Consider the following 15,275-nt stretch of genomic DNA (forward strand, 5'->3'; position numbering starts at 1 on the left):
TAAAGTTGAATGAGCAAATCTGATTGAGTTGACTTCTAGGTTAAAAAGCTTTCAATTACCGAGAAAAGCTTTGTTTTCTTAAAGGGTTTTGTAATAAATTCATCACAACCAGCATTCAAGCAATTTACCCTATCTTCCTCTGTAGCAAAAGCTGTTTGTGCTATAACCGGCAGATCTTTCTTCCGTTCTTTAATTTCTTTAACAAGGTCAAGACCATTAGCATCCGGTAATCTCATATCAAGCAGTACTAAATCAAATTTATTCAATACTTTATAGAAAGCCTGCGTTTCCTTTCCATTACGGGCAACCGAGAGGTTGAAACCACTGTTCTGAAACAGGTGTTTTATATATTCCAATGTATAGAAATCATCCTCAATTAGCAGTATATTCTTCACTTCCTTATGATTTATCTTTTTGTGATTCGATTCCTGTTTTTCAAACTTGCTTATATTGTTCTCAAAATTGATGGAGAAACTAAAAGTACTGCCTTTCCCTGCTTCTGATTCAACCTTAATATCACCACCCAATAAACTGGCATTCCCTTTGCAAATAGCCAGACCGAGTCCGGTACCTCCAAAATTCCTGTTCAGATCATTTTTTGCCTGTCTGAAAATTTCAAAAATGTAATCATGGTGTTGTGGGGCTATTCCAATACCAGTATCGCTTACAAAACAGGTCAGCTGTTTGTAGTTATGACCTTGATATCCAAATTGAATTTTACCGGAATCAGTGAATTTTATGGCATTCTCCAATAAGTTGTTGAATATTTGTTTAAGTTTCGTCAAATCCGTTGTGATTTCTAAGTTCTCCGGTGCTCTGACACATTCAAGCCTGATGTGGTCTTTCATAGACTGTTCAAGACGCTTACTGAAAACAAGATATAGCTCATTGAGTATTTCATTGAGAGAAACAGTTTCAAAGTAGAGCGAAGTAGTATTCGATTCCAATTTAGAAATATCTAATATATCATTGATAAGATGAAGGAGTTCATTTGATTTTAATATAATGATCGATGTAAATTCTTTAATTTCAGTATTTGTCAACTTTTTACTGTTCATTAATTCGGCAAAGCCAATAATGGCATTCATGGGGCTACGAATTTCATGACTCAGATTTGCAATAAATGCTGATTTCAGCCGAGCCGATTCTTCGGCTTTCTCTCTGGCAATAATTAAGTCCTGATTGACCCTTTTGATTCTTTCATTGGATTGTTTGAGATTTTCATTTGTACAGTAATATTTGTCATTGAGAATGCCCAACTGCTTATTCTGATCCATTAATTTCTGTTCATTGAATAGCAATTCATGTTCCTTTTCAATCAGACTTTGTTTTACCTGCGTTTCCCTTTTCTGAAGATCTATTTTATCAAGTGCATAAGAGATATCGTCGCAAAGTTGTGTGAACAGGTCAATCTCTTCAGTTTTAAAATAACCCACTTCATAGGAGAAGAGATTTATTGAGCCTATCATTATTGAATTTCTCATCAATGGGAATATGGCCATCGAACGGAATTTTTCAACCTCCAGTCTTTCACGCCAGCTTTTTAATCGTGTATCATTAATAATATCATTACTTACAAATCTTTCTCCCTCTATAAAGCTAACTGTCCTGGAATCCGATTCATTATTGTGAACGGTAAAATAACTGAATGCGTCAATTCTGCTTTTCTTAAGTCCACATTGAGCTAGACATTCAATAACGCCGGTGTTATCATTTTTCAAACCTACCCAACAAAGGGCATAGTCTCCTTCATTAAAAATAATGTTGCATACCTCGCTCAACAAGCTTTCCTTCTCACTGTTTTTCACAATAGCTCTTTCAACGTTATTGAGAAATTTAAATAATCGATTTAATTTACCTATGGTCTTTAAATCATTGACTCTCTGTGCATAAAAACTAAGATTTCGCTTATCTGAAATGTGTCGAAACAACAATCCCAAACTTAAAATAATAAGGGCTACACTACTGTAAATAAGTAATTCCCTTACTCTTAAACCTTGAAATAATTCACTGGTGTCCTTCTTTACAACGATTTTCCAGTCAAAATCAGGTACCGATTTAGAAACAGCCAAAACATTATGACCACGATAATCAGTCCCCATTAGTGAAGTTTCTTCGGCCAAAATTGCTTTAGCAGCAGGAAGATTTGGTGTCGATACAGGTAGTTTAAATGCTAATGATGTCTTGGCTCGAAATCTTAGTTGATTAAGGTAAACAATATCATCACCTACCCTTTTAACCAATAGAATTTCTCCACTTTTACCTGCGGAAGGCATTGACTGAATCAATTTAAAAAATCCTGATTCAGGGTCAAGGATGAACTCAACGGCGCCGATTTTATGTCTCTGACCTTCATTAATTTTTATAAGGGGGACAAAAATCGGAATAAAGATGGTATTCTGAAACTTGGTAAGAGTTCCGAATACAATCCTTTCTTCATTAAGGCATTGTTGAACACCATCTTTTGTTATGTTTAGCCTTGACCAATCCATTGTATCGCTACCAACAGAAAACAGACTGTTCCATGTATTATTTTCGATTATTGTAAAAGACCGGTATTGATGATTGTTTACTATCGGGCTTAACCAGTCTTGTATCTCATTGGCATAAGTGTTATTTCCTGTTTTCAAATAATTGTAAACTGAATTAATAAAAGTTTGATTTCCTTCCAGGAATCTTGCTTCACTGTATCTTTCGTTTCTGAAATCTGATATTTGATTTATCTTCAGCTGAGCGATTGACTCTAATTCTGAGGTTCGGGTTTCAATAATTTCCCTGCGAAGAGCTCTGTTTACTATGATTCCCAGGAGGAGTATAATTAGTGAGATTACTAAAAACAGAATATGTGAACGGTTTCGATTTTTAGAACGCTCATTATCAGTATCGTTTGTGGTGTTTGCCATGTTGAAATCCTTTCATGAAACGAAAACATCGAATGAATAAAGGAACAACTTCAGAAATCTAATGTTTATGCAAGTTTTAGGATTATTCGCCTGTTAAGTTTATTTCATATGATTTATCCCACCATGAAAAAACATGATTTATCTGAATAATGATGAACATAATAGTATTGAAAGACGTTGCCTTTTGTAACCTGCCATTAAGTTGCAATCTGGTCTTTCTCAATAATGATACCTCCCGGTTTAGTAGCCTGTTCAGCCCCACTGCAACTTTCTTTTTGATTTTTGTATACCAATAATCCTTTTCAAGTGGAGAGTCCGCATATAAGTACCTTTTGATGGGCTCTTCCTCAATTAATGGATCATAGCTATTCACAATCCGAAATGCCCTTAACAGAAAATTGCGGTATTCCTGTATTATATTATTTAAATCAATCATATAGTCAGAGCAAATTTCGATTAACTATGTATAACAATTCAGCAATAATTATTACTTCAAAAGACTTATATATTTCTATCAGCTTAACTGGTTATCAATACGGTTAAAAACTTAATTAAAAACAGTAACTTTCCGGGTATTAATGAGTCTTTACTTTATTTATAGTAAACACGCATGGAAGATACGGTCCTAATGTCGGCTGTAATAGAAGGAGATCCGGAGCTGACCGACTTATTCAGTTAAAGGCTGTTGGCAAGAAGTAAATTTAAGTAGATGGGGATATGCCGGTTAACCATGCTTTAAACCTGAGGTTAACTGAAGACAGATTGTGGCTTGTTCCGGCAATAACCTATTTATTTAATTGTTTCCTGATCTTATCTAATAGTATTTGCTTATGAATAGCTGCTTTTGTCGTAAAATAAGCCTCGTCCCTGTTAAGTGCAACTATCTTATCGATATGCTGAAACTTTCATAATAATTATGATCAGCCACGTAAAGATCAGTAGAAGCGTCCAGATGCACCCTTGCTGACAATTCCCTGCCCGGCTCAAAAGACTGTATATCTTTGAGAAATCTATTGGCAGCCACAATGGGTTTTATTGTATACCATGTATCAAGTCCTCCTATGCGACTTGATATTACTATTTGCGGATCGGCAGTTGGGCAGCCAACGGAAAGCCCGTTACTGAGAAAAGCGATATTAAGATTTCAATTTCACACAGCCGGACTGTTTTGCTGATGACAATGGGTAAAGATGAACAGGGATGCGATATCGAGTACGTATGCAAACGAGATAGAAAAGAATGGGAGTTACTTTTCGAGGGTAGATTTTTAGCCCCAATTGGACAATATAAACGAAAACTGGCATACGGTTCCAATACGATTGTCTTTTGCAAAAGACCCAACGAAAACAGTATACCTGTAATTAATGAGCTACCGGTTGAGTTGGTTAATGAAATAGTTAAGGTGCTATTCTAATAGTTATCAGTACCATTAGTCCGCTCTAGTTAGATCCATAAAACAAGAAGCTGCCTAAAAAGACATAAGGCAGCTTCTTGAAATGTTAAAGTTATATTGATAAATAGTAAAAGTCAACTTTTCAGCGAAGGTTTGAATTTTGACGAATTTGTTATTTATCAGAAATACTGCTTTTGCCGGGCACCGATAAAGAAAATGGTAAAGGACATAATTATCCCGAAAATTCAGATAAAATTATGTAACCGTTTGAAAGTTAACTATGTCAAATATATGTTATCCAAACTCAAATACTACAATTATGTTAACATCCAATCTGAAAATCGGGATCAGAATGATCGCCCGACAGAAAATTTACGCTCTAATCAATTTGGTTGGACTGGCTGTTGGATTAACAACTTGCCTTTTCCTCATATTATACATCATAGATGAATATCGCTTTGATTCTTTCCATAAAGATGCTGAACGAACATACCGTGTCAATCTTTACGGAAAATTGGCCAGCCAGGAATTTAATACTTGTTATACAGCAGCGCCGATCGCTGCAGGTATGAAATCGGAATTTCCTGAAATTGAAGATGCATGCCGCATTGCCATCTGGAATGATCTTCCGGTTCGATATAATGAGATCAGCTTCACAGAGAGCAAGGTACTGGTGGCTGATTCCAATTATTTCAGTTTTTTCAGCTTTAATTTACTGCAGGGGAATAAGTCTTCTGTATTGAATGAACCTAACGGAATGGTACTTACCGAATCTATGGCTGGACGCCTGTTTGGATACAAAGGACAGGGCGATAATTCTCCGATAGGTAAAACTGTGATAATTGGTCCGGATAAAAAGGTATTCAAAGTATCGGGCATAACAGAAGATCCGCCTCATCATTCACATTTTCATTATAGTCTCATACTGCCCATGGAATCCTGGGAAGGAAGTCACAGTCCGATATGGTTAGGCAGCAATGTTAATACTTACCTTAAGCTGGATCCTAATACATCCTGGACTGAACTTCAAAACAGGTTTCCGGAATTGGTTAAAAAATATGTAGGACCACAGGTTCAGGCAGCGATGGGAATTAGCATGGATGACTTTATAAATAAAGGAGGCGCATATGGTTTTACACTTCAACCTATGCTGAAAATTCACCTGAAATCTGATCTGGATCGTGAACTCGAGCCGGGAGGAAACATGAGCACAATTTATATCCTGATTACCATCATCATTTTTGTACTGGCGATAGCTTGTATAAATTTCATGAATCTTGCAACAGCCAGATTTTCAGTCAGGGCAAGGGAGGTTGGAGTGCGTAAAACAATGGGTGCTTCCAAAAAAATACTTATTTTCCAGTTTCTGAGCGAATCCTTTTTAATGACCTTCCTTTCATTTCTCCTTGCCCTTGTCTTGATAGCCACCCTAATGACAAGGTTTAATATGCTTTCAGGAAAAGAACTTGATCTGAATATGTTCATCCGTTTTGATTTCATCCTGGGGATCATTGCTTTTCTTTTGATTATAGCGATAATTGCGGGCAGCTATCCTGCATTCTACCTTTCATCATTTAAACCAGTGGAAGTGTTGAAGGGCAGGATAAAGGCCGGCAAATCGAGCAGTCTGATCAGACGAGGGCTCGTGGTGTTTCAGTTCTTTGTCTCAGCAATCCTGATTGTTTCCACCCTCATAATTTATAAACAGCTGAAACATCTGGATAAGAAAGATCTTGGTTTTAGCAATGAAAATATCCTGGTTATAAAAAATGCGGATGCACTCGGTAATAATATAATTTCCTTTAAGAATGAATTAAAAAGCATGGCCATCTTTAAATCTGCCAGTATTGTTGATATGGCTCCACCTGATGTGGATGGTTCGGATGTTTTTTTTCCGGTAAAAGAAGATGCTAAAGATGTTGGATTTAATTATTTCACGGCCGATGAAGATTATCAAAATACACTCGGTATATCCATGGCTTCCGGAAGATTTTTTTCAACTGAATTCCCATCAGATTCAAGTGCAGTTATTATAAACGAGGCAGCTGCAAGATTCATTGGATGGAACAATGCTATTGGAGAAAAATTAAAGACTCATTGGGCTTCGATGAATGAACCCCGCACTATAATCGGAGTTGTTAAAGATTTCAATTTCCAGACACTTAAGAAAAACATCACGCCACTTGTCATTTTCCCGGGTTCTGATGGAAAAATACTTTTGGTAAGAATCGGTACACATGATATTGTAAGCGCAGTTGACCAGATTGAATCGAAATGGAAGAACTTTACCGATGATGCTGATTTCCGGTATTCGTTTATCCATGAGGACTTTCAAGCCAAATTCAGAAATGAGAAGCAATTTGCCCAAATTGTTATGGTATTTACCTTTCTGGCCATACTCATTGCCTGCCTGGGTTTATTCGGTCTATCTACTTTTATGGCTGAACAACGTCGTAAAGAAATGGGCGTAAGAAAAGTGCTGGGCGCTTCTTTTTCTTTATTACTGAAAATTTTGTCAGCAGAATCCCTGGGCCTTATCGCTGTTGCTTATGTCCTGGCAGTTCCGGTTACCTGGCTACTGATCCACTGGTGGCTTAACTCGTTCGCATATCATATTGGTGCAGATCTGATGACTTTTATATATGGCGGACTCATAATTATTATTGTGACAATATTGTCTGTATTGTATCAATCGATTAAGCTGACTAAAGAAGATCCGGTGAAAGCATTGCAATATGAGTAATCCGGAATGGTGCCTTTATATGTCAGAACACCATGTTGATGATACAGCAGATCTATGCCAGAGTAAATTAACCAGGTAACGCCGGAACGAGCAGGTATGAACTACCTGTATCGCACTGGTATGAGCTGGTTTCTTCAATAAGGTTCCAATCCTTATTGGATCAAATTCTGATAATTTAAATGAAAAAATTTAATTATCTCTATAATAAACATTTCCCATATTGTCCACGAGATAACTCCTTTTATCTCTAATTTCAAAATTAATCACACATCGATCCATATTTTCAGGTACGGGATTCTCCAATGTCATTATTCTGAAATTCTCAAAGTCATCCTCCGAATAAAACAAGGCCCATGAAGAAAGAACATAAACTTCATTATTTCTTGCTTGTATTTTATCAACATGAAAATCTGCAGCGAAAATTTGATTAATGGTTGCACCTCCATCTTTTGTCTTATATACTTTGTTCTCTGCAACTAAATACCCTTCATTTTCATTTACAAAGAATAACTTTGAGATTTTAAAATCAGTAGCAAAGTAGAAATTCCAGTTGATACCTCCATCTCTGGAAATATAAACTTTATCTAGAGACGTTAAAAAACATATTCGCTTATCATCACCTAATGCAAAAAATATATAAAACCTTTCCAAGCTAGTTAAGGAAGAGTTGCTCCAATTTTCTCCTCCATCATTTGTGATCAAAAATTCCGAATAACCACTTTTATATATAATTCCGGTATCCTTATCAATAAAGTGCATTTTTTCATAAGATTCGAGTTCATCAGAAATTATCAATTGCAGTTTATTAATTAATCTATCGGACTTATAAATATTATAATTTGATCGAAAGAAAATATTCTGTTCAGTCAAACAAATTTCATTAATAAATACATGGAAACTATCGGTTAATTCAATTATTGAATCTGGCCATACTAGATATGTCCGGTAAAAATTCGTGACACGATTTTTCCCGTATAAAAAGAATGTTGTATCATCAAGAAAGGTAAAATTTACATCATGATTTAATGAAACATGATCTGTAGTATCAAACAATTTTCGATGAGAAGTAAGATGCCAGTCCAAGTTAACATCATCTTTGTTGCAGCTGGTTATAAGCAAATAGAAAATAGAGGCTTTAATTATAACAAGTGCAAAGGAAACTATGGTTTTCATTATAATTCTGGTTATTTAGTTGAAATTTTACCTTGTTCATAAATTAGTTATTTTATGATCTGATAAGCATTTTTAAACTATATTATCAAAGTGATCGGGGAACACCATTGAGGAAATGAACCCTAAACGCCATTGAATTCATATATTAATGTTTACAAAACATACTACTAAGTGCTGGTATTTTCATTCAATCCAGAAGTTTTTTAAATTATAAACTTTTGATTTTAAATTACAAATACACTTTTGTAAGGATACGAAAAAAATAAGTGTTTGTTCTATGTTTATGGATATACTTACCTGACCTGTATTAGGGGAAAATCGGATGTAGCGATACAGTAGTTCTTATTTAAGCTTTGTACGTTAGTTATATTAAGAAGAAATCTTATAAGTATTTTGAATATTTGATGAATATTATTTAATTGAAAAGTAACTTATTAATATCAAATAACATGGGATTAAAAGGTGGTTGGTTAAATAAAGAAATAAAACACTAAGTGGAATCTTTGTCAAAATTGTCATTGTCAAGCTTTGTACAAGCTTCTGCCTCAACTTATTACTAATTGCCGGAATCGGTGCTTAAAAGGTGGAGGAGAAATCATATTTCTTCGTATTTGGTGGATTGGTTGCTCTCCTGAAGCATTGGTTCGAATCCTTAATGGACTAAACAACCTATGCAAAATCTAAAGAATATTTTTTGGAAGTTAGGATAACTTTTTTTTTTTCACAAGAGTCGAATACGGTTTTCAAATGGATACTGAAAACCTGTTTAGATAACATTGTTTTCAAATAGGTTATTCATAAATTGTGCACTAGTAAATGCAGCAAATTTTTTCCAATTTATTTGATCTGTAGCATCCATTTTATCATACGTGAAATCCATAACAGATTTGAAAATAATAGGTTTTGTTTTACCTTCATTTGCATAACGACAGGCTCTAGCAATACCATAGCTCTCCATTTCAACAGCAATTGTTTTTCTGTCAATTGACTTCAAATTATTTTCAAAGAATCCTTGTTTGTCGATAATCATTGTGCTACAGGCCATTGGTTCATAATGCAATTTTATATCTGCTTTTAGCTTTATAGGAAAATCATCCTTAATTTTTTTATTAATATTATCTATTATTTTATTTTTATACTTATCATACTTATCCTTAAAATGATCAATACTTATAACAGAATCATCTTCTCTTTTAAACTTTTCTATATTAATTGATATCTGATTGCCATCTTTATCATATAAATTATCATAATCAATAAGATTGTTAAATTTATCAAATAATTCAACTTTTCCTAATTCACCCTTTTCATTTTTTGTTTTTATATCAGATAATTTCCCTTTTTGAAATGTATATACATTACGTGCCACAACTATATCTCCAAGATTACAATCCTCTTTAAATCCACCGCAAACACCTGACATTAATATATATTCTGGTTTAAATATTTCAATCATTTGTGTTGCCATTATAGACGCATCAACCATACCTGTATTAAATGGTATGCCTGCGACAACCTGTATTAACTGATTTGTTTTCAAATACCCAACATAATAGGTTTTATCTCCAATATTGATTTCTTCATTCTCAGGAAAATCAAATATTTTTCTGACCTGTTCAAACTCATCATCATAAAGTGCTGTAATTATGGCATATTTTATTTTTGGATACTTTGAATTTTCAACCTCTTTTTTAACTGCTAAAATATCAATTTCAATAGACTTCTTTGTAAAGATTCTTATATCATTTTTGGTAACTTTCTCCATAAACGAATGATAATGAACTATCCTTTCACTTTCTTTTCTAGTTCTTTGATAATTTTTGGAAGCTTTTTCAGCATCATTGGAAAGATAATGTATTTCTGGTATATTATATTCAGACTCGATTCTGGAATACTGAAAACTTTTATACAAACTGCCATCTGCACATTTGTAATGGCAAGCAAAAATAAATTTTTCATCATCATCTAGTGCGAGCCATATACTTTTAAAAGTTTCTTTTGAGTTAAAAGAGAACTTTTTCTTAAAAACAAATTCATCACCTAAATTCCTTTGGGTTTCTTCCAAATTGAAGTTTTCTTTAGTATCCCACATTAACAAAGTAATATCTGTTGAAGCCATTGGATTTATAAAAGTTTGATTCTTACTACTTGATAAAATGTTGTACCGATTGATTTAAATTGATAATCGAAAATATTATTTGGATACTTTTTTGCTTCTAGTAATTTCGATATTCCATTTCCACCTCCAGAATCAATTTCTTCTGAAATAGTATTGTAAATTTCCATTGAAAAAATATTATGAACTTTTTCTGGTTTAATATATATTGTGATCTTTTCCTTTTCTGCGCTATGCCTAAAATTATTAAATAAAGTATTAAGGATTATATCTGAAAAGTAAAAATCAGGAAAATCAATAAATATATTAGCGTCCATTTCGCCTTTCAATTCTATATACCTATTTGTACCAATTTCAGTTCTATTAAACTCAATAATTTTTTCAGATAATTTTGCTTTTAGCTCCGATGTGGTTGGCTGAATAAAAAGCCTAAAAAGATCTGTATTACAATTGAAATATTCGGATTGTAGAATCTTCAAATCGGATTGAATATTTGTAAGATTTGAATCATTGATGTTAAGAATTATTCTTTGATTAAGTCTTTTAAATATTAGACTAATTTCTTCTACCTGATTTGAAATTTTACTTGGGAAGAAATTAGGAAACGAACTATAGAATGATAATAATGGTTCGATAAAATTTGCAGCTACTTGCCAACTCTTTTTGAATTTGATCAAAGCTGATTCATCATAATTTTTTAGGCGAGTTGTTATATCTGAAAGCATAAAGCCTAAATTGGCGCTAATATTATTTAAATGAGATTTATCATTTTCAATTGACTCAAAATTCCTGTTAAGTAATAAAAGTTGATTTTCAAAGCTTCTGTTTTTAGGTAGAGTATGTATAAACGAAATAAAAACTTTAATCATCCTCCTTGTCTCACTTGAGAATTCACTACTTTTTTTAAATTTATTAAGTAACACAAGAAATTTACGATCAATATTTCTTTGCAAATCTGACAATTCTAAAGGGAAATATCTTAAAACCCTAAATAATAGATAGTTGAATGAAGTAGTATCATTTAAATTTATGAATTTTACAAAATTAGAAAATTTAGAACCTTCTTTCAATTTATTATATATTTGCTCCTCTTCGTTTAGAATAAAAAATAGATGAAATATGTCCCTTATATTCCAGTTATATGTTAAAGGCGAATTTGATAGATTTCTGGGGCTTTTAAAGATTAATACATCAATAAATTCTACTAATTTTTCAACAACATCTGGCATGATATTTTTAAGTCTTTCAAATACATGGGGTTCATAAGCAATAACAGCACATATTAATTCAATAGTCTTATATCTGTCTTCTTTTTCTTCTCTAAAACTATAAAGCTTAATAAATTCATTAAAATAATTGAAACTTTCTTTGTAGAAAAGATAACCAATAATCTTTCCAATCTCATCTCTAACCTTAATAATTTCCTTTTTTGGAATATTTCCATCTTTCCTTGGGAAATATTTGTATTCTTCATCCTTTGGTATAAGAATGTAATTAATTTCATTTGCTACTTTATTTATTTCTGTAGGTAAATTTGGGAGCTTTAAAATCCGAGATAACCAAATTCGCTCTTTAATATTTGGATTATCGTCTATGAAGTAAGTGGGGATATGCCAATAAGAACCAAAGAAAATTTCTACTTCAATTGTATTTGAGCCTTTTACAATTTGCGATATACTAGTTAGAAACTCTCTTTTATGCTCTGATACTCTACCTATAAGACATACTAATGTTATCTTTTTTGGTATAAAGTATGCCACATCATTTATCATTTGTTTCAAGGAGGCTCCAGTGCATGAGCCGTCATCCAAGATTAGGACTTGATTACCTCTAACAATTTCATTAAAATAGTCCGTAGTATGTGGAAATCTCCAACCTTCTTCTGTTGGATATCTTTCCAATTTATAGTTACCAATTCCTCTTTCACTTTTTAATACTTTTTGTTTAAATTTTACGAAATCTAGATTTTCAATATCAGATTTTTTAGGATAAAATATGTTTAATCCATTTGTATCAATCAATTCAATTAAACTGCATTTCCGGCCTCTGATAAGCTTTTTAGTTGTAAAAATTTTTTCAAAAAGTTTAATTCCAGATTCTTTTAAAATGTCTCTGGTTTTAAAGAAATATGGATGTAATAAATTATTAAAAACAAACGGGCCAATCCTTATATTATTTTCGTTAATTAAGTCTAAAAACTCAATATTCGAAAGAATTATATTCTCAGGATTAGTTTCTTCAATACTAAATGTAATAGGAACGTTTGTATAAGGATTTATCCTAATGATCTTATTATTTTTTATTGACTCCTCTATCGCAGGATTTATTTTTCCTGATTTATTGTCACGATAGTACTTCTTAATTGGATAGCTATGAATCTGAACAATTTTATCTTTAATACTTTTATAATCATTGATTGTTTCAAAATTATCTTCATGTACTGCATTAATAATTATTGAAATACATTTTAATTCTCCTCCAAATTCCTTTAAGTTATTCATTAGCCTACATGCCACTGCTCCGGTTGAAAGTACATCACATAATAGAATAAAATCAAAATCAGTTGCATTAGTAGGCAATTTGGATTCAATATTTTTGATATGATAATTGTCTAAATAAATTACTTCAGTGGGTGAATGTATTAAGTTTTGATCCAATAGCGAATCCGCTATCATGTGGCTGGATGATGTTATTGCTATATATTTTCGTTTACGTGGAATTTTAAATTCAGACAATTTATTTTCAATATTTTCATATAGTAACCTAGATACAATTTTACATAAATATCTATCATTTAACATTTTTACCATTTCATAGAATTCATGCTGATAGTAATTACCATTGCACAAATAAACATGTCCTTTCTCTTGGGAAATATATTTATCGCTATTTACCAATTCCTTAACCTCAAAGTATCCTATATAACTATGTATTTCATCTATGCTTGGAAATTTACTTGTTAAATTTCCAAAATTATCAAAATCGTTAAAATGACCTTTAATTGAATCTGGTGTAATAAAATCTTGCTTAGCAATTGAAAAAACATCTCCTAATAACTCATTAAGCTTTAGTTTATCTGATTCATTATATATACCTAACCAGAAAACCTCTGATTCATCCTTGTTATTAATATAAACCAGAGGTAGTGGATGGATTTTATAACTTTTGTCTAATGCTGAAAGGTTACTTAATTCATAATTAATTTCTTCAAGAAAACTCTTGGAAGGCGGATAGAATAATAAAAAGCAGTTATTTAAGTTAACGTTATGATTAGTTGTTAAATAAAACAATATCTTTTTTAATAATTGATGGTCATCAACATATTTTAAAGAAATAAGATTTAATAAGGGAATATTTTTGGGAAGCAATTTATTGAAATCTGAAAATAATTGATTATATCTATCTTCTTTTGTTATTAGGCCGGCATGTTTAATAATTTCATGAATACTTAGGATATTCTTATTAGTTCTCTTATAAGTGGGAATTTCAAGGTCAGGCTCAAATACAGAATAATCAAGATTTTGACTATTTATAATAGCCGGTAAATAAATTGTTATAAATGTACCTGGGAAATATAATCTTTTATCACCAAATGATTTATAAGCTTCATTGATTTTTTTGGTCTTGCTAAAATCATATAAAATTCTACCGTTACAACTTCTTGCAATTAATAATCCATTATACCTTTGAACTAGGCATATAACATCAAATAGCCCTCTAGGTATAAACTCTTCAAGTTTATTAAAATAAAATGGATTTTGAACTTGATGTCTTGAACTATTGTGTTTAAAAGCGAATCTGAGAATTTTGGAATCATCGGAAATGTCAGTATTAGATTTTTGAAACTCACTTCTTAAAGTATTGCAAATGCCTTCTCCAAAATCAAGGAATGAGTAAGTAATGTAGGATAGATTTTTATACTTTTTATTCTCTTTATCATAAAAGAAATCTATTGATTCATCAATTTCTTCGGTTTTAAAATTATTTTCCAATATATCTTGAATCCTGTAACCCTCTTTCTCTGCTTTTTCTTCATTTAGTTCCCCTTTGATTGCTACACTCATAAATGCAAATTCATTGTCTGATGAAAAAAAGGATTTATTAAAATGGTCAAGGAAATTCTCATATAATTCTTTGCTAATAATATTCCCAAAAACGCCATTTACAAAAGGATGCTCGCAATTGTATATTTTTACTATTTCCTTAGTGGCATCATTCAAAGTATGATATCCATTTAGTTCCTCAATTATGCTATTATCGTCATAGTTTATAATCTTGTCTAATGCAACGAATGGAGTAATTCCGTACATATCATAAATTTGCGCTCTATGAAATCCTTCCTTTTTGTAAATATTTTTAAGCGATTCTATAGTAGAATATGTTATACCTAAGTATTTTTCACACTTATTAATATCAAATATCTTCCATAATCCCCATACTTCCCATATTTGTATTATTTGGACCGCGACTCGCCTTGGAACTTGAGTTGTAGGCGTACCTTTTTTAAAAAAGGTAACTTCGAAATCCGTTTTTGTCTCCAAAAAATATTTTAATATACTCGTAAAAATTAATAATCCTTGGTTTGACATCCATTCCGTTTTGCTTAAATCGAAATAGTATTTATCATTTGGATTAGTTAAAACATTGTTATAGATGCTATTTACAAAATCATCTAATTGTTTTTCTGAAAACTTCTTTTCAAACGTAATATTCATTGTCTACAGATATTGTATTAGAGAGAGTATACTTATGCAAATTTTGGTTTAGGGATCAGCTTGTCATATTTACTAGGCATTCTCATCGTCCTGGAATAGTAAAGTTGAATGGCTAAAATTGGCTTTCTTTTTAATCATTGTGATATACAATTAATCAAATATTAAAAACATTTTTGAACTGTTTTCTTTGTAGTTTAGTTATTCAACCCTTGCATACAATTATTTATATTGG

At 32.0% G+C, this 15,275-nt stretch carries 7 protein-coding genes; 2 read left to right on the forward strand and 5 right to left on the reverse strand.

Annotation, left to right across the window (positions count from 1 at the left end):
• Positions 1-35 precede the first annotated feature (35 nt).
• Both VK179_10875 and VK179_10880 read right to left on the reverse strand, forming a co-directional pair.
• A complete protein-coding gene (locus tag VK179_10875; GenBank protein ID HLO59237.1) occupies positions 36-2,903 on the reverse strand; it encodes a response regulator in 2,868 nt (955 codons plus the stop codon).
• An 82-nt stretch (positions 2,904-2,985) separates the two neighbouring features.
• Complete coding sequence (locus VK179_10880) at positions 2,986-3,339, reverse strand: hypothetical protein (protein HLO59238.1); 354 nt, start codon at positions 3,337-3,339, stop codon at positions 2,986-2,988.
• Positions 3,340-3,984: 645 nt separating this feature from the next.
• Between VK179_10880 and VK179_10885 the strand changes: the two genes are divergently transcribed.
• The gene (locus tag VK179_10885) at positions 3,985-4,317 is read left to right on the forward strand and encodes a hypothetical protein (protein ID HLO59239.1); all 333 of its coding nucleotides are present in this window, start codon (positions 3,985-3,987) and stop codon (positions 4,315-4,317) included.
• Between the two features lie 298 nt (positions 4,318-4,615).
• Positions 4,616-7,039, forward strand: a complete 2,424-nt coding sequence (locus tag VK179_10890) for an ABC transporter permease (protein ID HLO59240.1) — start codon at positions 4,616-4,618, stop codon at positions 7,037-7,039.
• A 189-nt stretch (positions 7,040-7,228) separates the two neighbouring features.
• On the opposite strand, the gene VK179_10895 is transcribed toward VK179_10890, so the two are convergent.
• The 3 genes from VK179_10895 to VK179_10905 all read right to left on the reverse strand — a co-directional run bounded on the left by VK179_10895 (position 7,229) and on the right by VK179_10905 (position 15,043).
• On the reverse strand, positions 7,229-8,212 hold the full coding sequence (locus VK179_10895; GenBank protein HLO59241.1) for a hypothetical protein: 984 nt from the start codon (positions 8,210-8,212) through the stop codon (positions 7,229-7,231).
• Positions 8,213-8,978: 766 nt separating this feature from the next.
• Positions 8,979-10,331: a hypothetical protein gene (locus VK179_10900; protein ID HLO59242.1), complete on the reverse strand. Its 1,353-nt coding sequence runs from the start codon at positions 10,329-10,331 to the stop codon at positions 8,979-8,981.
• A 5-nt stretch (positions 10,332-10,336) separates the two neighbouring features.
• Entirely contained in the window at positions 10,337-15,043 is a 4,707-nt protein-coding gene (locus VK179_10905; protein HLO59243.1) for a phosphoribosyltransferase, read from the reverse strand.
• Positions 15,044-15,275: the final 232 nt, after the last annotated feature.

The organism is Bacteroidales bacterium (assembly GCA_035299085.1).
GTDB lineage: Bacteria > Bacteroidota > Bacteroidia > Bacteroidales > UBA10428 > UBA5072.

Bases quoted from the DNA above. Each gene is read 5' to 3' on its own strand.
- VK179_10875 (HLO59237.1), bottom strand. From the start codon at position 2,903: ATGGCAAACACCACAAACGATACTGATAATGAGCGTTCTAAAAATCGA.
- VK179_10880 (HLO59238.1), bottom strand. From the start codon at position 3,339: ATGATTGATTTAAATAATATAATACAGGAATACCGCAATTTTCTGTTA.
- VK179_10890 (HLO59240.1), top strand. From the start codon at position 4,616: ATGTTAACATCCAATCTGAAAATCGGGATCAGAATGATCGCCCGACAG.
- VK179_10895 (HLO59241.1), bottom strand. From the start codon at position 8,212: ATGAAAACCATAGTTTCCTTTGCACTTGTTATAATTAAAGCCTCTATT.
- VK179_10900 (HLO59242.1), bottom strand. From the start codon at position 10,331: ATGGCTTCAACAGATATTACTTTGTTAATGTGGGATACTAAAGAAAAC.
- VK179_10905 (HLO59243.1), bottom strand. From the start codon at position 15,043: ATGAATATTACGTTTGAAAAGAAGTTTTCAGAAAAACAATTAGATGAT.